Origin of the sequence: Neorhizobium sp. 2083 (assembly GCF_031455615.1) — a bacterium.
Lineage (GTDB): Bacteria > Pseudomonadota > Alphaproteobacteria > Rhizobiales > Rhizobiaceae > Neorhizobium.
This window is the reverse complement of record NZ_JAVDTC010000006.1, coordinates 91,285-112,198: the sequence shown is the minus strand read 5'-3', so window position 1 is coordinate 112,198 and position 20,914 is coordinate 91,285. Positions and strand designations below refer to the sequence as shown.

Below are 20,914 nucleotides of genomic sequence, written 5' to 3'. Positions count from 1 at the left end.
CGGCGAGCCCTCTTTGATTTGTGCGATGGCTGGAAGTTTGCAGGGAGTGGGTTCGTCAGTCTCAAGGCTTTTGGCTGGGCAAGACCGCGCTCCCAGCCGATCTCCCCCCTTGAGGGGGAGATGTCCGGCAGGACAGAGGGGGGTAGGCGGGAGACGCCTTCCGATGCTGTCTTTCCATGCTTGTCCCGTGGACAATTCATCATCCCAGCCTAGCATCTCCAATAACTTGATCTCATCATCATCCCCGTCCTCCCAACCCATGCCTACAATCCTCCCGCTTCCGTCGCCGGAGTGTTTCGCGAGACGTTCGCGGGCAGGCGGGGGCCGGCGCCCTGATTGGACCTGTAACGTGCAGGAAAGGTCAGGGAGGTGAAAGCCATGGAGTGCCCGTCGAAAGGCGAACATTCCTATCAAGCCTCCCCCTGGCCGCCGGGCCAGGTTCGGTTGAGCCGTGCAAGTGGCAGGGTTTCCCGAAAGGAGACCGCGAACAAAGCCACGCAGCGAGGCGAGGTGATCACCTGTAGAGGCCGGAAGCCTCGACAAGACGCCGAAGGCCACGCGAATGTGGAGCCACCTATTAAAATCTATATGAGGTTCCGCATTCGTGTGGGCTCTCCGATCTTTGAAAACCACGGCAGGCGACTGCGCGGGGCTCCGGAATGTTGGCCGAAGGCCGGGAAACGGTGGATATCCCAAGAGCTTTTAATCCTTGGTGAGTGGATCCTCGGGTCAAGCCCGAGGATGACGAGCGTGTTGGGAGGACTGGCGAAAACAGCGGCCGCCCCACTTGTGAAAACCTTCATTTGAGGACCCGATTGCTCTGGGACAGCCGGGGCACACCCTCTCTTTCGTCATCCTCGGGCTTGACCCGAGGATCCAATCCGCCGGATCGTTCCATCAGCTTTATCGAGCGGTCTTCACTCCACGAACACCCGGACACTCGCCGCGCGCCCCGCGGCATCGATCACCGTCAGCGTCGAATATCCAGCCCCATCCGGCGTCCATTCATTGGTGCGCCGGCGGGAAAGTTCGTTGAGCGGCTTGCCGTTGGCGAGCCAGCGGAAGGGTGCGCGCCCCCCCTGCAGCTTCAGCACCAGCGGAGAGATATCGCCCGATTGCGCCCCGAGATCGACCCGCGCGCCTTCCGGCGGATAGACGATCTGCGGCGCCGGCTCGCGCGTCGAGGCGGAAATCAGCCCGTTCGCGGTCATCGAGAAACGCCGCTGGCTGATCGGCAGTTCGGCCTGTGCGATGCGGACGGCGCCCGAGGGCGCCGACGGCAGCGGCGTGATCGGCACACCGGATTTCGCAAAAGCCTCGAACAGGATCGGCGCAGCCGTCTGGTAGCCAGCGATCCCCGGCACCGCACCATTGTCCGGCCGCCCGACCCAGACGCCCAGCACATGACGCCCGTCGAACCCGACCGACCAGGCGTCGCGATAACCGTAGCTCGTGCCGGTCTTGTAGGCGATGCCGAGCCGGCGGCTGCCCTGCGGCGGCAGGACGTCCGAGAGAATGTCGGCGACGTTCCACACCGCCTGCGGCTCGAGCAGCGGCTCGCCGTCGATCAAGCCCGGCTTATCCTCGATGCCGTTGCCGATCCGCAGCGGATTGCCGCGATTGGCAAGCGCCGCATAAGCCTGCACCAGATCCTTGAGCGTGATGCCGACGCCGCCAAGCCCGATCGCCAGGCCCGGCGCCTCGTTGGCCGGCAGCACAGGCCGCACGTCCGCGCGCCGGAAGCGGATCATCAACCGCGACGGCCCGACGGCATCCAGCAGCCGTATCGCCGGCACGTTGAGCGACAATTGCAGCGCCTGCCGGACGCTGACATCGCCCTGATAGGTCATGTCGAAATTTTTCGGGCGGTATCCGAAGAAATCCGCCGGCCGGTCCTCGATGATCGTCTCCTGGGAAACCAGCCCCTGCTCGAAGGCCAGCCCATAGATGAACGGCTTCAGCGTGGAGCCCGGCGAGCGGTTGACGCGCGTCATGTCCACCCAGCCGGAGCGCTCGGCATCGAAATAGTCGGCGGAACCGACCTCGCCGACGATCGCCCCGGTGGTGATGTCCGCCATCACCATGGCGACGGAAACTTTTGGAGCGAGCTTGACCGAAGCTTCTCTCGCGACCTGCTCCAGCCCCTGCTGGATGCTGCGCTTCAGGGTCGTCCTGTGCTGCTCGACCTTCGGCTGTTTGCGGATCGCCGCTTCGGCAAGATGCGCCGCATAGGCCGGCAGTTGCAGCCGGCGCCTCGGGATGCCATCGCCCGCCGCCCGTTCCGCCTCGCCATCGCCGGTGATTGCGGCGACCGCCGGGCGCATCAGCACCCGCTCGCGGGCCGCCTTTGCGATCTCGAAATGCCGGTCCGGCCGCCGGCCTTCCGGCGATTGCGGCAGGGCGACGAGAAGGGCGGCTTCCGCCACCGTCAGCCGCCGCGGCTCCTTGCCGAAATAGGCAAGGCTCGCGGCCCGCACCCCTTCCAGATTGCCGCCGTAAGGCGCGTGGGTGAGGTAGAGTTCGAGGATTTCCGCCTTCGAAAGCCGCCGCTCGATCTGGACGGCACGGACGAGCTGGCGCAATTTTGCCGCGACCGACCGGCTCTCGCGCGGTTCGATCAGCCGCGCCACCTGCATGGACAGCGTCGAAGCGCCCGAGACGACATGGCCGTTGGTGACGAGCTGCAGCACGGCACGACCGAGCGCCCACGGATCGACGCCCGCATGCTCGTAGAAGCGCTGGTCTTCATAAGCGACCAGCATTTTCAGGAAACGAGGATCGACATTTTCGATCGTCGTGCGAAGCCGCCAGCGGCCCTGCGGCGTCGCGAACGCCCGCAGCAGTTCGCCATCCGCATCCAGCACCTCGGCGGAAACCACCCGCGCCCTTTCGAGCGGCGGCGGATAGGCCCTGTCGGCCGCATCGAGGCCGACGATCAGCCCCGCCGCGAGGACGAGGCCGACAGCAAGACCGATCGAAAGTTTCCACCTGCGCTTCATTGGAACGCGCTGCCGCTTACGGGGCGGCAACGACCTCCATCTTGCCGGTTGCGGTGCGGGCCGAGAACTGCGGACGATACATGTCCTCGACCTGTGCGGCCGGATGATCGTAGACGCCGGGGGTTACGGCGCGAACGACATAGGCAAGCGTGATCTCGCGGTTGTCGCCGGCGCTGCGGTCGAAGGCCGCGACGAAACGGTCGTTGCGGAACTCCGTGTGCGCCGCCTGCACGTCCTCGATCCAGTCGAAGTTCGCAAGGCTGGCACTGCCGACGATGCTCGGGTTGTCGATCTCGAACCCGGCCGGCAGGAGGTCCGTGACGACGATGCGCGACGGCCAGCTGTTGCTCTCGGTGATGCTGATCACCGCGACATAACGCTGGTTCTGCTGCGCCTCGCTGACGTTAGCCTCCTCGCCGTCCATCGAATAGTAGGTGCGGGTGATCTGGAACCCGTCGCCGCCGGCCGGCAGCGGCTGGGCCGGTGCCGCGACCGTGGTGATCGAGGCAGACAGCGGATCGGCGCTCACGTTCTTGACGGTCAGCGGGTGGCCGATCAGCGCATCGCCGCTCATCTGCGACATCAGCGTGCCGCGATGGTCGGCGCCGTTGACCTGCAGGCGCAGGCCGTCGTCGCCGTTCTGCAGCGCGCGGGCGGCCAGCAGCATCCAGGTCTGTTCCTGGGTGCTGGTATATTTCTTCTGCCCCCATTCCTTGGCGACGATGGTGGCAAGCGCCGGAACGATCGGCGGCACCGGCCGGCTTTCGGCGGCGAGCGCCAGGACCGCGGCGCCGTCACGCAGGGACGAGCCGTAATCTGAACGCGACAGGCTGACCCGGTGGATCTGCGCGTCCTGCGACATCTGCAGCGAGGCCGCGAAGATGTTCTTCGACCGCTGCGCATCGCCGTAAAGCGCCAGCGCCGCGGCGATATGCGCCTTGGCGAGCGGCGTCGGGAAATCGTTCAGCATCGTATCCGCGTAGTACCGCAGGTCGCTGATCGCGGCCTTGCGGTTGCGGGCGAGCACATAGAGCGCATAGGCGATCTCGTTGCCCTGATCCTTGACGTTGTTGGTGAAGCCGAGCGAATTCTGCAGGCTGTCGAGCGCCTGGACAAGCGCCTGTTCCGGCACGTCGTAACCCTGTTCGCGGGCACGGCTGAGGAAATCCGACACGTAGGAATCGAGCCACAGATCGCCGCCGCCCGGACCCCAGAGGCCGAAGCTGCCGGCCGAGGACTGGTAGGACAGCACGCGGTAGATCGCATCCTGGACCCGCTTCTTGACCTCCGTGTCGTCGGCAAGGCCGTTCTGCACCGCCATCTGGCTGAGATAAAGAAGCGGCAATGCGCGGCTGGTCGTCTGTTCGGCGCAGCCATAAGGATACCGGCTGAGGCTCATCAGCAGCGCGGGGATGTCGAAGGCCGTCGAGCGGCTGACATTCACGCTGATCGAGGCACCGGGCAGGATGCTGTCGGCCAAGAGGTTGGAATCGACCGTCACGCTGGCGCCCGGCTTCAGCTCGACGAGCCGCTGCTGGGTGATCGGCATCGCGGCCGGCCGCACCGGAATGTCGAGGACCTGGTCGAGCGACATGCCGGCGGCATTCGAAAGGCGGATCGAAATCGACCCGTCACCCGGCTCGACGCCGCGAAGCGCAAGCGTGACATCGGACTTGCCACCGGCTGCCAGCGTGATCTTGCCCGTCCCCTTCTGATCGACCGCAACCGGCTTGTTGGTGGTAATGGCGAGCTGGTAATCGCCGGCCGGGGCATCGGTATTGGCGATGTCGAGCCTGAGATTGGTCTGGTCGCCGGGCGCCAGGAAGCGCGGCAGGCTGGCCGTGACCACGACCGGATCACGGATCACCACGTCCTTGACGCCATGCCCGACGCCGGTCTTCGACCAGGCGACGGCCATGACCCGCGCCGTGCCGTTGAACTGCGGAATATCGAAGGAGACATTCGCCTTGCCCTGCGCATCGAGCTTCACCGGACCCGAGAAGAAGGCAATCAGCTTTTCCTTCGGCGGGCTCGACTGCAGAGCCGTGCTGCCGCCGTCGCCGCCGGTGCGCAGCCGTCCGGTGGCGCCGAGCGAACCGTCGATCAGGCGGCCGTAGATGTCGCGGATTTCGAGGCCAAGGCGGCGCTGGCCGAAATACCAGTCGTCCGGCGCCGGAGGCTGGTAACGGGTCAGGTTGAGGATGCCGACATCCACCGCGGCAACGGTGACATAGGCGTCCTGGTTGGCGCCCGCTCCGGCCACCTGCAGCGAGATGTTCAGCGGCTGGCGCGGCAGCGTCTTTTCCGGCGCCGTGATCGACACCTGCAGATCGCGGCTTTCCGGATCGACCTTGAGCCAGGTGACGCCGATGGCGCGCATCGGCATGCGGCTTTCCTGCGCCTGGCCGGGACGATAAAGCGTCGCGGTGACGTAGGAACCGGCGCCCCAGGCCGCGGTGACCGGGATCTCCACCTCGCCACCGGTGGCGCCGATGCTCGCGGTCTTGACCGCGATCAGGCTCTCGGAACCGGACGTGATCATCAGCTCGCCGGCATAACGCGATGACACCTTGAGCTTGGCCGTCTCGCCGACCTTGTAGCTCTGCTTGTCGAGCGCGATTTCCAGCGCATCCGGGGTTTCGGTCGAGGTCGCGGTCACGAACCAGCCGGCGTCGAATTCTACACTGGAAGTCGGCCCGCCGATATCGGCGGTTTCGACTTCGAGCCGGTAGCGGCCCCACTTGACCGGGACGGAAACCTTACCGCCGTCGGCGGTGACATTCACCGTGCCGTTGGCCGCCTGGCTGGTGCGGGTTACCGGCTCGAACCGCCAGGACGAACCCTCGCGATACCACTGGTAATCGCGGTCGATCTTGATCAGCTTCCAGGGGAGGTTCTGGATAGCCTGCTTCCTGCCGGCCTCATCCACCATGATCACGGTGAAATTGCCGACCGAGTTCTCGCCGAGATCGCCGGAAAACTCCGGCTTGATGCCGATCCGCGCACCCTCCGCCTTGACCGGCAGGCTGATCGAACGCTCGATGGCGCGACCGCCCGCCTCCTGCATGCGCACGACGATATCGGCATTCACCAGCTGCGTCGTCGAAGGCGCTTCGGCAACGGTCGCCTCGAAGGTCGCCTTGCCATCGTCGTCGAGCGGTTCGAGCCCTTCAAGCGGAATGCGTACCGCTTCGCTCGCCTCTTCGTCGACGAGGCCGAACTGATAGCCCGGGAAAGCTGGGGTTTCGCGCGTCGTTTTCAGGGCGATTTCGCCCTCGAGATTGAGGCCGGCGGCCGGCGCTCCATAAAGATAACGGCCGTCGATATTGACCGGCACCGGCTCACCGACCGCGATTTCCTTGGCATCGCTCACCATATCAAATTCGATGCGATCCGGCACGAAGTCATCGACGAGGAAGTTCTTTTCGCCGATCGTCGAGCCCTTGGGATCGGTGAAGATCTGCATCGTCCACGTGCCGCGCATCGACGTGGCCAAGAGCGGCAGGTCGAGCGCATAGCCGCCAAGCGAGCCGTTGCTGACCATGCGCCGATCCTCGACGCCGTCGGGGCGCAGGAAGACGAAGGTGAGCGGCAGGTTCTCGATCGCCGTCCCATCGATATTGCGGGCGAGCGCCGAGGCGTGCACGGTTTCGCCGGGCCGGTAGATGCCGCGCTCGGTCCAGGGAAGGACGTCGATCGCGCCGGGGGCCGGGCGACCGGTGACGCCGCGGTCGGAAAGGTCGAAGCCGGCGCGGGACATGTCGAGGAAGACATAGTCCTGGCCGTTGTTCTGGGCCGCCAGCACGGCCGGCACCATCGCAGCGGTGCCGCGCATCAGGCCCGCGGTGAACACCGCCCGGCCATCCGCATCGGTCTTCGCCGTACCGAGGATTTCGTTGTTCTTGGCGAGAAGCTGCAGATCGACGCCCGCCATCGGCTTGGCGCTGCCGAGCGAACGGGCAAACACGTTAAGGCCGTCCGTGCCGGCATAGGTGGTGAGCCCGATATCCGAGACCACGAACCACTGGGTCGCCTTGGTATCCCATTCCTGGCTCGCCGCGTTGGCGGCAGCCGCCGTCAGCATATAAACGCCGGGCTTGCGGGTGGGCAGGGCTTCATCCACCGGGAAGCTCGTCACCACGTCCTTGTTCAAGTCCTGGACGATGTCGATCGTGCCCTGCCAGACCAGTTCGCCGCTCTGCTCCTGGATCTGGGTGGCGTTGTAGCCGTCCATCTGGGTCAGGAACTGCGAATTGGCGAGCAACGCCGCGATATTGCGGTCACCGACCCGGTAAAGCTTCAGATTGGCCTTTTCGGTATTGACCGAAACGATCGGGATGCCGCGGCGCGCGGTCGACGGCAGCACGAAACTGTCGCCGGTGAAACGCACGGTCGCCGAGCGGTCCTTGACGTAGATGTCGATGTCCACCTGGGCCGCAAGCGGCTCGTCCACGGAAGACGGCAGGCCGCGGCGCAGCGACAGCTTGTAGCGCTGGCCGTGGGTCAAGCCTTCGACGCAGATCTGGCTGTCCTTGGCTTCCATCGCCTTCGGCGCCTGGCCGTTGAGCACGACGAAGGGCGCGTAGTCGACGCCGATCTTCACCAGCGGTTCGGAGAACTGCACGCAGACGCGCGGATTGGCGCTGTCGGCATCGACCGTGTTGCCGGTCATGCGGAAACCCTGGCGCTCCCGCAGGTCGTTATAGGCGGCCTGCACGGTGCGGGCGTTCACGAGCGCAAGGCTCGCCTTGTAGGCATTGAGCGCCGCGCGATAGTTCTGCTGCTTGGCGAGTGCGGCGCCAAGAACCGCCAGCGCCTCGGCGCGGGTCTGCGTGGTGCGCGAAAGCTGATAGCCGTTGACGGCGGCAAGCGTGCCTTCGCCATCGGCGGTGCTGTTGTTCTTGGCGGTGCTGGCAGCCCGGGCGAGCTCGATCCACAGCGCACCGTCATCCGGGATGATCGAGAGCGCGCCTTTGAAATTGTAGATCGCCGTATCGACGTTGCCGGCCAGGACCTGGCCCTGGGCGATGGTCTTAAGGTTCTCGACGCCGTAACCCTGCTGGTTGTCGCCGAGCGTCAGGCCCTCCTTCTGGTCGCGCGCCTGCTGGAGAACCTCTTCCGAGAGGAAGGACAGTTTCGGCGGGGCGCCGATATCCGGTTCAACCGCCGTTACGACGATCTTGCCGGCTGTGGCGCCCGGGAACGGGTTGAGCTGGCTGTAATCCGACTTGAGGAAGCACCATTTGGCCTTCTCGTTATAGGTGAAGGCCTTGCAGGCATTGTCGCCGATGCAGGCCGCCTCGCACTGGGGCTGGCTGACATTCTTCACGGTTCGAAGATCGAAGCCGAGATAATCGCCGTTCGGAGTGCTTTCGATCCGCCGGTCGGCCGCCGTCAGGGGCGAGACGAAAGCGGATGCGGAAACGATGAGAGCGAGAAAGCCGAAAAACGCGCGCCTAGACATGGAAGTCCCCCCGTGGCTGCCGTCGGAAGGTGCCAGTTTTCTAATCTATCCCGCGACTTGTCAACGAGCCTTGCAACCTCTTTTTATGAAGAGATTGTCACAGGGCGAATGTCGTGCCGGAACGGATCAGGCCATCAATCCGGCGGCGGTAAATCCACCGTCGATGGCAAGAATCTGGCCGGTCATATAAGAGGATTGCCGCTCGTCGACGAGGAAGGCGATGGCCGTGGCGATCTCTTCCGGCCGGCCGTAGCGCCGCATCGGCACGGTGCGGCTCCATTCCTCGCGTGTCGCGGCGGTATGGTTTTCCCTGACCATCGGTGTCTCGATCGGCCCGGGGGCAATCGCGTTGACGCGGATCAGGTCGTCGGCGAGCTCGACGGCCATGATCCTGGTGAGCGTCACCAAAGCGCCCTTCGACGCACCATAGGCGGAGCGGCCGAGATTGCCCTTGATGCCGGAAACCGAGGCGATGTGGACGATCGAACCGCCGCCGTTTTCCCGCATGATCGGCGCCAGTGCCTGGGACAGCGCAAACGCGCCGACGACATTGACCTCATACATCCGCCGAAGCTGGTCGGTCGTGGTATCGGCGAACCGGACGTTCGAACCGATGCCGGCGCTGTTGACCAGTGCCTGCAGCGGGCTGTGGAGCGCCCGGCATCGCTCGGCAAAATCCGCGATCGCCTTCTCGTCGGTAATATCGAGGACAACGGTGGTCAGAAGACTGGCCCGGTTGCCGAGCCGTTCCATCAGCCGTTCGAGTGCGGCGGCATCGCGGTCGGCGGCCAGCACATGCCAGCCGGCTTCGATCAGAAGCTCCGTCGTCGAAAGGCCGATACCCGATCCCGCACCCGTGACGACGACGCTTCGCATGTTCAGCTCTCCCGGTTTTCGACGATGACCAGTTCGAAAGTGACGCCGACCGGATTGTCGCCACGCGCCAGCCGGCCGTGATAGATGACGCCGTCCGTATCGACGACCGCAGCATCGATCGAGGCCCGAAGCCCGTCAGGCGTGTTTTCGAGTACGCCATTCTCGATGGCGATCTCGGTCGCGAGGCAGACAATCCGGCGTCCGTCCTCGAACACCGGTTCGTTGATGCTGCCGATGCCATGAATGCGGGCGCTCTCTATGCCGTGCTCCCGGCAGACTTCCTCGATCGCCAAACCGACATCCTCGTTTGGCCGGACGCGTAGCAGGATGCCGTTACCTTCGCCGCTTTCGCCCCTGGCGGAAAACAGCGTGAAATTGGTTTCCGGATCGGGAATGGAGGAGAAGGTGGCCGTGGCGCTACCGTAACCTTTGACCGCGATCGGCCGGCTGACAATGCTGTCGAAGGGCAGAACATGCCCCATCCGCAGAGCCCCTTCGCCGGTATCCCAGATGCCATGGCAATGCAGGAAAGGCGCGCCATCCCGTTCGCCGACCATTGCGGTCGCCGCCTGGAACCTGCCGCCCGCTTCCGGCGCGAAAGTCGCGCTGTACCAGGCAACATGATCCTCGTCCGGCGAGAAGGCCGGCAGCACGTAACGGAACGGATCGCAGGCGCCGCCCTCGATATTGAGGAAACCGCCCCTACAGCCCGCCTCCGCAAAGATGCGTGCCACGCCGGCCATGAAGACCTCGCCCGGCCGCAGCACGCCCTCGACTGGCTTCAACTCGGTCCGCACCGCCTCTCGCCTGATCGGCGCGATAGGGCCTGGATGTTTCAGCTGGCGCAGCGTCGGCACATTATTAGCCGGCTTATTATCGAGCTTGCCGCGTGCCTGCAGCTCCTCACGGATCATCTTCTTGGTAATCTTGCCATAGGCGGATTTCGGCAGGGCATCCCAGAAGATGAAACGCTTCGGCATCTTGTAGCGGGACATCTTGCCGTCGATGAAGGCAAACAGGTCCTTCTCGGTCACCGCCGAACCGGGCTTGGCGACGCAGACTGCATAGCCCACCTCGCCCCAGAGCGGATCCGGCACGCCGAGCACCGCCACCTCGCTGATATCAGGATGGGTGAGCAGCTTCTCCTCGATCTCCCTCGGATAGACGTTGGAGCCGCCGGAAATATACATGTCCGAGGCGCGGCCGGTGATGTAGAGGAAACCCTCCGCATCCATGTGGCCAAGGTCGCCGGTGCGGAACCAGCCGTTGCGGAACGCCTTCTCGTTGGCCTCCGGATTGTCGTAATAACCCGCAAACACCGCCGGACCGATGCAGCAGATCTCGCCGGTCTCGTAAGGCCCGACCTCATCGCCCTGATCGTTCTGGATCGACACCTGCATGCCGGTGCGTTCCATGCCGCAGGTCCCGATCCTGGCAGCCTCGCCGTCCTCGGCAGAGTGCAGGGCCGGCGGCAGCACGGTGATCGCGCCTGTCACTTCGCCCAGCCCGAAATATTGCACGATCACGGGTCCCAGACTTTTCAGCGCCCGCTTCTGGTCCTCGCGATACATCGGCGCGCCCGCATAGATGACATACCGCAGCGAGGAATGGTCGTATGTGTCCGCCGCCGGATGCTCGACCAGCAGCTTCAAAATGGTGGGCACGGTGAACATGGTCGAGACGCGCCATTTTTCGATCAGCGCCCAGGCGGCGTCGATGTCGAATTTTTCGGTCGGCAGCAGGATGGTCTTCACCCCATGTGCCACCTGGGTGAGCTGGTGCACGCCCGCGCCATGCGACAGCGGCGCGACGACCAGAGCGGCATCGGCGGAGGTGACACCCGGCATCAGGTCGCAGAGATGGTTGTTGATCACGAAACCCATCTGGCCGTGGGTCAAGACCGCCGCCTTCGGCCGGCCGGTCGTGCCCGACGTGAAGAAGAACCAGCACGGATCGTCGCGCTCGACACGCGCTTCGACCGGTTTCTCGCCGCGGAACTCCTCGACAACGCCATCGTATGATGGCCCGAAATCCGCTTCGCCGATGGCAACAACAAAACCGATCGCGGGATTGCTTTCCCGCACCACCCGCGCATGATCCGGAAACGAGGCATTACAGATCAGGCCGCTCGCGCCGCTCGCCCTGGCGAGATAGGCCACCTCTTCCGGCGTCTGCCGGAAATTGGTCGGCACCCAGACGGCACCGATCCGGAAACAGGCGAACATGCTCTCGAACATCTGGTTGCAGTTCTGCGACTGGACCAGGATGCGGTCGCCCTTGCTCACCCCGAAGCGCTGCTGCAGCGCCGCAGCCATCGCGTCGATGCGCGTTTCGAACTCTTCCCAGGTCCAGGTCTTCTCGGCCCAGACCAGAGCGAGGCCTTGCGGCTCGCGGCGCATCGCCTGCGTCACGAAACGGGCGAGGTTCATCACCCGCGTCGAACGCGGGCTGAGACCCCCTATCGGTTCGGCGCGATCGCCGACGCCAGCCGAGGTTGTCGCATTCATTTCGTCCGCTCCAGGATCGACACATAGTTGGCGACGGCCGCGCCGCCCATGTTGAAGACGCCGGCCATTGTCGCCTTCGGCAGCTGCATGTCGCCCGCCTCGCCGCAGAGCTGCATCGCCGCCATCACATGCATGGAAACGCCGGTCGCGCCGATCGGATGACCCTTGGATTTCAGGCCGCCGGACGGATTGACGGGCAAACGGCCATCCTTGCGGGTGATGCCTTCGCGGATGACGCGATATCCCTTGCCGGGCTCGGCGAGCCCCATCGCCTCGTATTCGATGAGCTCCGCTATGGTGAAGCAGTCATGGGTTTCGACGAAGCTCAGGTCGTCGAGCGAAACGCCGGCATCGGCAAGCGACTTCTGCCAGGCCATGCGGGCACCTTCGAAGGCGATCGGATCCCGTCGCGACATGGCCAGGATGTCGTTGACATGGTTGCGCGCCCTGAAGGCGACCGCCCGCTTCATGCCGGCCGCAACGTCGGGCGAGGCGATCACCAGCGCGGCCGCGCCATCCGAGACCAGCGAGCAGTCGGTACGGCGCAGAGGCGCCGCCACATAGGGGTTCTTGTCGGACACCGTGTTGCAGAAATCGAAGCCGAAATCCTTCTGCATGTGCGCATAGGGGTTCTTCATGCCGTTCGCGTGGTTTTTCGCCGCGATCATCGCAAGCTCTTCCGAACGGTCACCGTAGCGCTGGAAATAATGGCTGGCGATGCGGCCGAAGAGGCCGGCGAAACCGCCCTCGACATCCGCCTCCTCCTCGCGGTAGGAGGCCGACAGAAGGATGTCGCCAGTCTCCTTGGTGGGCAGCGCGGTCATCTTCTCGGCACCGACGACCAACGCGACCTTGCCGCGGCCGGCAGCGATGAAATCGAGCGCCTGATAAAGCGCCGCCGAGCCTGTGGCACAGGCATTTTCCATCCGCACCGCCGGTACATGATCGAATCCGTCGGCCGCCATCGCCACCAGGGCGCCCTGAAAATCCTGCTTGGAAAAGCCGTTGTTGAACACGCCGACAAAAATGCCGTCGACATCCCTCGCCGTGATACCGGCATGTTCGAGGGCCGGATTGATCACCTCGGCCATCAATTCCCGCGTCGAACCCGCTTCGGACTTGCCGAATTTCGAATGGGCCCAACCGACGATCTGTGCTCCTGCCATGACCTTCTCCTTTGTTTCAGACACGTTCCGGCATTCCCGACCGCGACGCCTGCGGCGCCTTTCGAAGCGCCGGGTTTTCCGAACCGAATAACGCCTTCAATTTACCCTGCACCCGCTCGACCTCCTGGCCCAGTTGGGCCGCAAGCTCCTTCTGGCGCGCCTCGCCCATGCGGCTGTCGATCGCGGCGATCGACAGGGCCCCGGCGAGCCGCCCGTCGGGCAGCAGGATCGCCATGCCGATCCCCCAGGAATTGGCGATCACCCGCCCGGGATTGAGCGCATAGCCAACCTCCCGTGTCCGCGCGACGTCATCGCGGATGATATCCGTCGAATAGCCCGGATATTGCGCGGCGATGACGCCTTCAATGCGGCCGAGGATGCCATCGACCTCCGCATCCGGCAGCGCCGCCAGCATGGCAAGCGAGCCGGCGCCGACCCCGAGCGGGTTCTGGTCGCCGGTCAGCAGCGCATGGGTGCGCACCGGATGGGTGCCCTCCTCGCGATGCAGACAGACGGCGTAATCCTCACGCCGCATCGACACGAAGCTCGTGTCGGCGGACCTGGCCGAAAGCCGCTTCAGGCTCTCGCCCGCCATTTCCAGGAGGCCATGCCGGCGCGAGGCCAGCATGCCTAGCACATAGAGCTCCCCGCCGAGATAATACCGGCGGGTAAGCTCGTCCTGCTCGACGAGGCGGGACCGCATCAGGGCCATCAGAAGCCGGCGGGCGGTCGGTTTGTTGAGGCCGCTATCGGCAACCACCTCGGCCAGCGCCACGCCCTTCTCCGCCCCGCGACCGACGATGGAGAGAAGCTGCAACGCCCGTTCCACCGCCTGCGCACCCGAAGCGGAAGCGGCACCTTCCCGAAGACCCGGCAGGTTTTCGATCACTTGTTCCATATGCCGCTTCCCATCACATGCATGCCCGTGCCCGATTAGCTCAGCGACTTGCCGATGGCCTTTTCGAGGATGGCCCAGGCCTCGTCGCCATATTTCGCCTTCCAGTCCTTGTAGAAATTGGCGGCGCGCAGCTTTTCCTGGAAAAGCGCGCCATCCGGCTTGTTGAATTTCATGCCCTTGCCCTCGAGCTCGGCCTGGACGGTGGCGTTGAGGCCCATCACGTCCTTGCGCTGCAGCTCGGCGGCGGCGTTGAAGTGTTTCGAAACGATCCCCTGCAGGTCTGCCGGCAGCGCCTGCCAGGAGCGACGGTTGAGCAGGATCCAGAAGCCGTCCCACATGTGGTTGGTCATCGACACATATTTCTGCACTTCGAACAGCTTGGCAGTCGTCAGGATGGCAAGCGGGTTTTCCTGCCCGTCGACGATGCCGGTCTGCAGCGCCGTATAGGTCTCGGCGAAGTTGATGCTGGCGGGCGCCGAACCGAAGGCGGTGAACATCGAGGTCCAGAGCGGGCTCACCGGCACGCGGATCTTGAAGCCCTCGAGATCCTTCGGCGTCGTAATCGGCCCCTTGGAGGAGGTGATCTGCCGGAAACCGTTGTCCCAGATCTTGTCGAGCGTCAGCAGACCCTTCTTCTCGATCTCGCCGCGAACATATTTGCCGAGTTCGCCGTCCATCGCCGGCCACACCTTGTCATAGCTCGGGAAGGCGAAACCGACCCCGTTCAGCGAAGCGTTGGGCACCAGCGTCGACAGGATGATCGGCGACAGGCTGAACATTTCGACGCCGCCGGATCGAACCTGGTTCAGCATGTCGGTGTCGGCGCCGAGCTGGCTCGACGGGAAGATGTTGATCGCCATCCGCCCGCCGCTCTCCTCCAGGATCTTGGCGACCGCTTCCTTGGCGCGCACGTTCATCGGATGCGTCAGCGCCTGGTTGTTGGCGAACTTGTAGGTGAACTCGGCGGCATTTGCCGGCCGCGTGCGGATCGAAAAGGTGGTGGCGATGCCGGTCGTGGCCGCCCCCAAAAGAAGCGTTCTGCGATTGACGTTCATGAAATCCTCCTCCGATTTCAGTTCCCGGTTTTTATGGTCTCACGGCCTTCAAAGGAAAACCGTCGAGAAATAGGGCACGGCTGCGATCACCAGGAGGCCGATCATCAGCGCGCCGATATAGGGCCAGATGGCCTTCATGGCTTCGTCCGGCGAGACATTGCCGATCTTGCAGGCGATATAGAAACCGATGCCGATTGGCGGCGTCATCAGGCCGATATTCATCGCCGTCACCACCACCATCGAATAGTGGATGTCGTTGATGCCGAGCGAACGGGCGACCGGAAACATGATCGGCGCCATCAGCACGATCGCCGGCAGGCCTTCCAGCACGCAGCCGAGCACCATGAAGATCAGGATGGTGACGCCCATGAAGGTCAGCCAGCCGCCCGGCAGGCCCTGCACCGCCTCGACGAGCTGGGCCGCGAACCCCGTCTGGGTCAGCGCCCAGGCCATGGCGGACGCGGCCCCGAGGATCATCAGGATCGCGCCGGAGAGCGCCGCCGTTTCCACCAGCATGGAATAGAGCTTCTTCAGGCTGATGCCGCCGTAAAGCGTTGCGCCGATGATCATCGCGTAGAGCACCGCGATCGTCGAAACCTCGGTCGCGGTGGCAATCCCCTCGCCGACGGCGGTGCGGATCAGGAAGGGCAGCACCAGCGCTGGAGCAGCCACCAGAAACGCCTTCTTGATCACCGAAAGCGGCGCCCGGCGGACGCCGGCCATGGATTCGTGCCGCGCCTTCCAGCGCGCCAGGATCGCAAGCACCAACAGCAGGACCATGGCGATGGCGAAACCGGATGTGAACAGTCCCGCGATCGAGACGCCAGCCGCGGACCCGAGCACGATCAGCACGATCGACGGCGGCACGGTTTCCGCCATCGCCGCACCCGTCGCCAGAAGCGCGATCATCTCCGGCGGTCTGTGGCCACGGCGTTTCATTTCCGGAAACAGCGCCGGCGCGACGGTCGCCATGTCCGAAACCTTCGAGCCCGAAATGCCGGAGACGAGGAACATCGAGCCGAGCAGCACATAGGACATGCCGGCACGGACATGGCCAAGCAGCGAGGCCAGAACCTCGACGATCGCCTTGCCCATGCCGGTCGCATCGAGCACGCAGCCGAGCAGCACGAAGATCGGCACCGAAAGAAGGATGATGCTCGACATGCCTTCGTCCATGCGGCCGATCATCACGAAGACCGGTACCGACGTGGTGAACGTCAGGAAGGCCAGCGTCCCGAGACCGAAACAGAAAGCGATCGGCACGCCGAGAACCAGAAACAGCGCCACGAAACCGACGAGGAAAATCGGAATGTTCCAGTTGCCGATCTGCTTCAGGCTCGGCCCGGCGAACCAGAGGAGCGCGGTCACGGCGGCGATCACCACCGCGGAAATCGCGACCTGCCTGAGGTTCGCCCCCTTCAACGCATTGGCGACCGCGAGGATCAGCATCAGCCCGACGCCGACCGGCAGGGCCGCGGCGCGAAAGCTCATCGGAATGTTGAGCGCCGCCGAGGTGATGTAGGATTCCTCGATCGCATATTCATAGGCCGGACGCAGCATCACCCCAAGGAAAAGCGCCATCAGCAGCAGTGCGAGCGTATTCGCCAGCGCATGCACCTTTTCCGGCAGCATGCCGACAAACAGCGTCAGCCGCAGGTGCTCGCTGCGGTCGACCGCCATGGCCGAACCGAGCATGGCAAGCCAGAGGAAGGAGATCGACGCCACCTCGTCGATCCAGACGATCGGCAGCGAGAAAACATAACGGGAAATGACCCCGGCCAGCAAAAGCGCGATGATGCCGACGAGAAGTGCTGCGGCAACCGCCTCCACCGGCCGCATCCAGACGGAGCCGCTCTGCTGCGGCGCCACACCTTCGAGGCCCGCGAGCAGCGACGCCTCGTCCATGGGCTCGATCGTATTCTGGGCTGCCGTCACACGTCATCCTCCTCTATGCTGCGAAGGGGACGGCCGGGAGAAACGCTCCGGATCGATCACGGGCCAAACCGCAAATCCAGGCGGACCACACCCCTCTCCGGCGTGACCGCTTCTCCTCCCGACGTCCGGCTCCTCCAGCCATCCGCAGTGGTCCATTATCTGGATCTTATTCTTCCACAAGTTGCCGGAGTTTGCGCAAGACGGGCGGATTAGGCAAGGCTGAATTTGACTGCGGCCTCGAAAACTTTACGGTCGATCCATATCATGGAACTGGTTCCGCAGGCGGGCCATCGTGTCAGCTCAAGCTGCCGGACACCGTTGCATGCAGCCCGCCATCGATCGGGAGCTCGATCCCGGTAATGTATCTCGCTTCGTCGGAGGCGAGGAAAACCGAGGCCCAGGCGATGTCCCAACCGTCTCCTTGGCGTTTCATCGGCGAAATCGCGTCTCTTTTAGCCTTCATTTCATCGGGAGAGGCGTAGTAACCGCTGATCTGTTTCTGGATATGCGGCGTGTCCATCACCCCCGGCAGGATCACATTGGCGCGGATGCCTTTGGCCGCATATTCGATCGCAATCGCGCGCGTGAAGTGGTTCAGCGCCGCCTTCGATGCATAATATGAAACGTATGGATAGCCGGTCCACCGGATGGACGCGAGCGAGGAGATATTGACGATCGCTCCGCCCCCCTGCCTCTCCATGATCGGCAGGACAGCCTTGCAGGTGAGGAAAGCGCTGGTCAGGTTGACGTCGAGGACCCTGCGCCAGCTCTCTTCGGTCGCCTCCGCGGCTCCGCCCGGCAGGTTGATGCCGACATTGTTGTGCAGCACGTCGATGCGGCCGAAGCGCTCCATGGTTTTTTCGACGACGGCAGCAATATCGATGGATCTGGTGACGTCTGCGGCAAGCGCCAGCCCCGTCCCGCCCTCGGCTTCGATGACGTCGAGCGTGTTTTTCGCCGCGTCGAGATCGACGTCGACGCAGACGACGCGGCCGCCCTCGCGGGCATAAGCGACGGCAGCGGCCTTGCCGTTCCCGAAACCCGGGCCGACCGAACCGGCGCCGAACACGAGAGCGACCTTGTTCTTCATGCGATCCATAAACTGCTCCTCCAGCCACCCTCCCCGGCGGCGTGAGACAACTTACGGTGCAGTTTCCGTTCGGTCCACGTTCAATTGCAAACAGAACATGTTCGCAAACGTGTATACTGCGCGGATGGCCCTGTCAGGCGGCAACCCCTCCGGGCCACCCTCAGCCCGAAAAATGCGCGCTACATGGGGAACCACCTGATCTACTTCCCGTCGGCAGGGCCGGTTGCGAACGCATCTTTCGCCAGATAGCGGGCATGGTCGCGAACATCCTTCGGCCAACTCTCCGTCAGCATCTTGAAGGGTTCCGCCTGGCCTGCATAAAGCGCCCTCGCCGCATCCTCATATCCCGGCTGGTCACCACCAACCGCCCGCATGAAGCGATCGGCCGCCTCCTGAGCCCGACGCCTGCCGTCTTGCGCGCCAGTGGCCGCGCGCGCCGCATCGACGAGCTTGCGCAGCGCGACCGAGGCGCCGCCCGGCTGTTCGCCCAGCCACTCCCAATGCCGCGGCAGCAGTGTCACTTCGCGCGGCACCACGCCGAGCTTCGGCCGTCCGGGCCGCCGTTCCGGCTGTTCGCCGGGCTTTACCTCGTTTTTGGGGAGACGGCCGAGACAGTCTTCGAGAGTGCCGCGCAGGTCGAGATCGACCGGCTTTCCCGTCGCATCGTCGAAGACCAGCACGCCATCATGGCCGCCGGCCCCGATCGCCGTCACGACCTCCACGGGAGATCCGCCCGCGATACGGTTTTCACCCCGAAATGCTGTCCAATGAAGATCCGACATCCGCTTCCCCTTGATAAAGGCGCAGATTTATCCGGGTAAAATAGGGCCGTCAATCCGCGATCAGGCTGCGCGCTGTCTCAGACGTCCGAAACCGTCTCGAATGTGGCCTGCAACGCGGATGATCGCCCGTCGTGCCGCCGGCTCGATCGTTCTTGCGATCACCCAGGCGACGAAAAGCAGGATGGCAATCAGTGCCAGAGCGACAAGCCAGCGGTTTCCGTCGGTGCCGAAACGGGCAAACACCGCGTAACCGATGTTCTGATGCAGCAGATAGAGCGGATAAGTGAGGCCGCCGAGCCCGATCGCCAGTCCGGGAGAAATGCGTAGCGACGGCGCCGTTGCACAGACGGCAACCGCCGCAAGCGCCGCCGGCCCGATCAACGCCAGCCCGATGGCGTTGCGGCTCAGCCCGTATGTCTCGACGAAATCCGGTTCGGTCAGGAACGGCGTGGCCATCGCCCAGCAGACGGCGGCGACGAGCACGCAGAGGCTCGACGGGGAAGCGTGCTGCCTCGTCTTGTAAAGCGCCAGGCCGAAGGCGAAATAGCCGGAATATTCGGTGATCAGCAGTTTCTGGATCGCGCCGCTGCCGATGAAAGCCTCGTTGCCGACGGAAATCGCCAGCCATGCCAGCACCACGACGCGCCAGCCGCGCTCGAAAAGGCCGGTGGCGATCAGCAGGAAAACCCAGAAGTAGAAGATGATCTCGTAGGCGATCGTCCAATAGGCGCCATCGAGGAAGGGCTGGCCGAGGCCGCGCGAGATGATGACGGCATGCGCCAGCCATTGTTTCACCGTCGGCGGATCGAGGGTCGGCACATGCCAGACGGCGAGCACGGCAGCGGTGATCGTCGCGCAGACGATGAAGGTCGGCCAGAGCCGCGCGAAACGACCGGCGGCAAAATCGTAGGCCGAGCGGCCTTCCGCCGACATGGTGATGACGTAGCCGGAAATCGCAAAGAAGATCAGCAGGCCGGTATCGAACCACATGGCGAAAGGCGCGAGTTCCGGAAAGCCGAGACCACCGCCTTCGCCGGAAATCCGCATGCGGAATCCATAGTGGAAGGTCAGCACCATCAATGCCGAGACGAGTCGCAGGATATCCAGATTCAGGAGCCTTGGCGTCTTCGGGGCCGTCATCTCATCCTCGGGGCGTGAAACAGGTCGGCCCGACCCTATCGTACCGGCCTTTGGAAAACGTGAATCCTTCCCGAAGAATATGAGCGGTCCCGACTGGACGTTGCCGACATGAGCAATGACTTCCCTTTCCTTGACGAATAACGTTTCTTGTCAAATTCACGACAGGGCCGGCAAAGGTCCTGATGGAGGGTGCGATGTCGATTTTTCTCTGTGGCGCCTGCGGAACCTCTTTCGAGGAAGCCGAAGAGCCACCAGAAACATGCCCTATCTGTGCGGACGAGCGTCAATACGTGCCGCCCTCCGGCCAGGCATGGACGAGGAGGGAAAAACTCGCGCGGACGCATCGGAATGCCTGGGTCCAGCTGGAGCCGGGCCTGATGGCGATCCAGACCGTCCCGGCCTTCGCCATCAACCAGCGCGCCCTGCTGCTGCGAACGCCGGCCGGAAATATTCTTTGGGACTGCATTGCGCTGCTCGACGAAGCGACCAAAGCGATTATCCAGGCCTTGGGCGGCCTCAGCGCCATCGCGATATCGCATCCGCATTATTACACGACCATGCAGGACTGGGCGACGGCCTTCGACGCGCCGATCTATCTGCATGCCGCCGACAAGCAATGGATCTGCCGTCCCTCGGACCATGTCCGGCTCTGGGACGAGGATGCGCTCGTGCTTTCGTCCTCCGTCACGCTGGTCCATGGCGGCGGCCACTTCGCGGGCGGCACCGTGCTGCACTGGACCGGCGAAGACGGCGAGGGCGTGTTGCTGGCCGGCGACATCGTCCAGGTCACGCCGGGCGCCGACCATGTCTCCTTCATGTGGAGTTATCCCAACATGCTGCCGCTCAGAGCGGCAGAAGTCGCCGACGTCGCCGAACGGCTGGCGCCCTGGCCTTTCGAGCGCATCTACGGCGCCTTTTCGCACCAGAATGTCCGAAAGGACGGACAGGCGATCGTCGCCCGCTCCGCCAGGCGTTACATCGACCGGCTCTCCCAATGAAAAA

At 64.1% G+C, this 20,914-nt stretch carries 12 protein-coding genes and 1 pseudogene; 1 reads left to right on the top strand and 12 read right to left on the bottom strand.

Annotation, left to right across the window (positions count from 1 at the left end; all coding sequences use genetic code 11):
- Positions 1-917: 917 nt before the first annotated feature.
- The 12 genes and pseudogenes from pbpC to J2X76_RS22315 form a co-directional block, all read right to left on the bottom strand.
- A complete protein-coding gene (gene pbpC, locus J2X76_RS22370; protein WP_310219505.1) occupies positions 918-2,999 on the bottom strand; it encodes a penicillin-binding protein 1C in 2,082 nt (693 codons plus the stop codon).
- Positions 3,000-3,015: 16 nt separating this feature from the next.
- Complete coding sequence (locus J2X76_RS22365) at positions 3,016-8,463, bottom strand: alpha-2-macroglobulin family protein (protein ID WP_310219504.1); 5,448 nt, start codon at positions 8,461-8,463, stop codon at positions 3,016-3,018.
- Positions 8,464-8,589: 126 nt separating this feature from the next.
- Positions 8,590-9,339 (bottom strand): SDR family oxidoreductase, encoded by a 750-nt coding sequence (locus tag J2X76_RS22360; RefSeq protein ID WP_310219503.1) that lies wholly within the window; start codon positions 9,337-9,339, stop codon positions 8,590-8,592.
- Positions 9,340-9,341: 2 nt separating this feature from the next.
- Positions 9,342-9,821 (bottom strand): PCC domain-containing protein, encoded by a 480-nt coding sequence (locus J2X76_RS22355; protein ID WP_310219889.1) that lies wholly within the window; start codon positions 9,819-9,821, stop codon positions 9,342-9,344.
- Positions 9,822-10,217: 396 nt separating this feature from the next.
- Positions 10,218-11,846: pseudogene (locus tag J2X76_RS22350) on the bottom strand (acyl-CoA synthetase); the annotation flags it as partial.
- Entirely contained in the window at positions 11,843-13,012 is a 1,170-nt protein-coding gene (locus J2X76_RS22345; protein ID WP_113126867.1) for an acetyl-CoA acetyltransferase, read from the bottom strand. The pseudogene J2X76_RS22350 and the gene J2X76_RS22345, both read right to left, overlap by 4 nt.
- Before the next feature lie 16 nt (positions 13,013-13,028).
- Positions 13,029-13,910, bottom strand: coding sequence for an IclR family transcriptional regulator (locus J2X76_RS22340; RefSeq protein ID WP_310219501.1), 882 nt, complete (start codon positions 13,908-13,910; stop codon positions 13,029-13,031).
- A gap of 35 nt (positions 13,911-13,945) precedes the next feature.
- Entirely contained in the window at positions 13,946-14,965 is a 1,020-nt protein-coding gene (locus J2X76_RS22335; protein ID WP_310219499.1) for a TRAP transporter substrate-binding protein, read from the bottom strand.
- A gap of 48 nt (positions 14,966-15,013) precedes the next feature.
- Positions 15,014-16,870 (bottom strand): TRAP transporter large permease subunit, encoded by a 1,857-nt coding sequence (locus J2X76_RS22330; protein WP_310219887.1) that lies wholly within the window; start codon positions 16,868-16,870, stop codon positions 15,014-15,016.
- A 325-nt stretch (positions 16,871-17,195) separates the two neighbouring features.
- Positions 17,196-17,999, bottom strand: a complete 804-nt coding sequence (locus tag J2X76_RS22325; RefSeq protein WP_310219498.1) for an SDR family NAD(P)-dependent oxidoreductase — start codon at positions 17,997-17,999, stop codon at positions 17,196-17,198.
- A 191-nt stretch (positions 18,000-18,190) separates the two neighbouring features.
- A complete protein-coding gene (locus J2X76_RS22320; protein ID WP_310219496.1) occupies positions 18,191-18,772 on the bottom strand; it encodes a DUF2239 family protein in 582 nt (193 codons plus the stop codon).
- Positions 18,773-18,832: 60 nt separating this feature from the next.
- Positions 18,833-19,912, bottom strand: coding sequence for an acyltransferase (locus J2X76_RS22315; RefSeq protein WP_310219495.1), 1,080 nt, complete (start codon positions 19,910-19,912; stop codon positions 18,833-18,835).
- 194 nt (positions 19,913-20,106) lie between these two features.
- Here J2X76_RS22315 and J2X76_RS22310 point away from each other — a divergent pair, with 194 nt between their 5' ends.
- The gene (locus J2X76_RS22310; protein ID WP_310219494.1) at positions 20,107-20,910 is read left to right on the top strand and encodes an MBL fold metallo-hydrolase; all 804 of its coding nucleotides are present in this window, start codon (positions 20,107-20,109) and stop codon (positions 20,908-20,910) included.
- Positions 20,911-20,914: the final 4 nt, after the last annotated feature.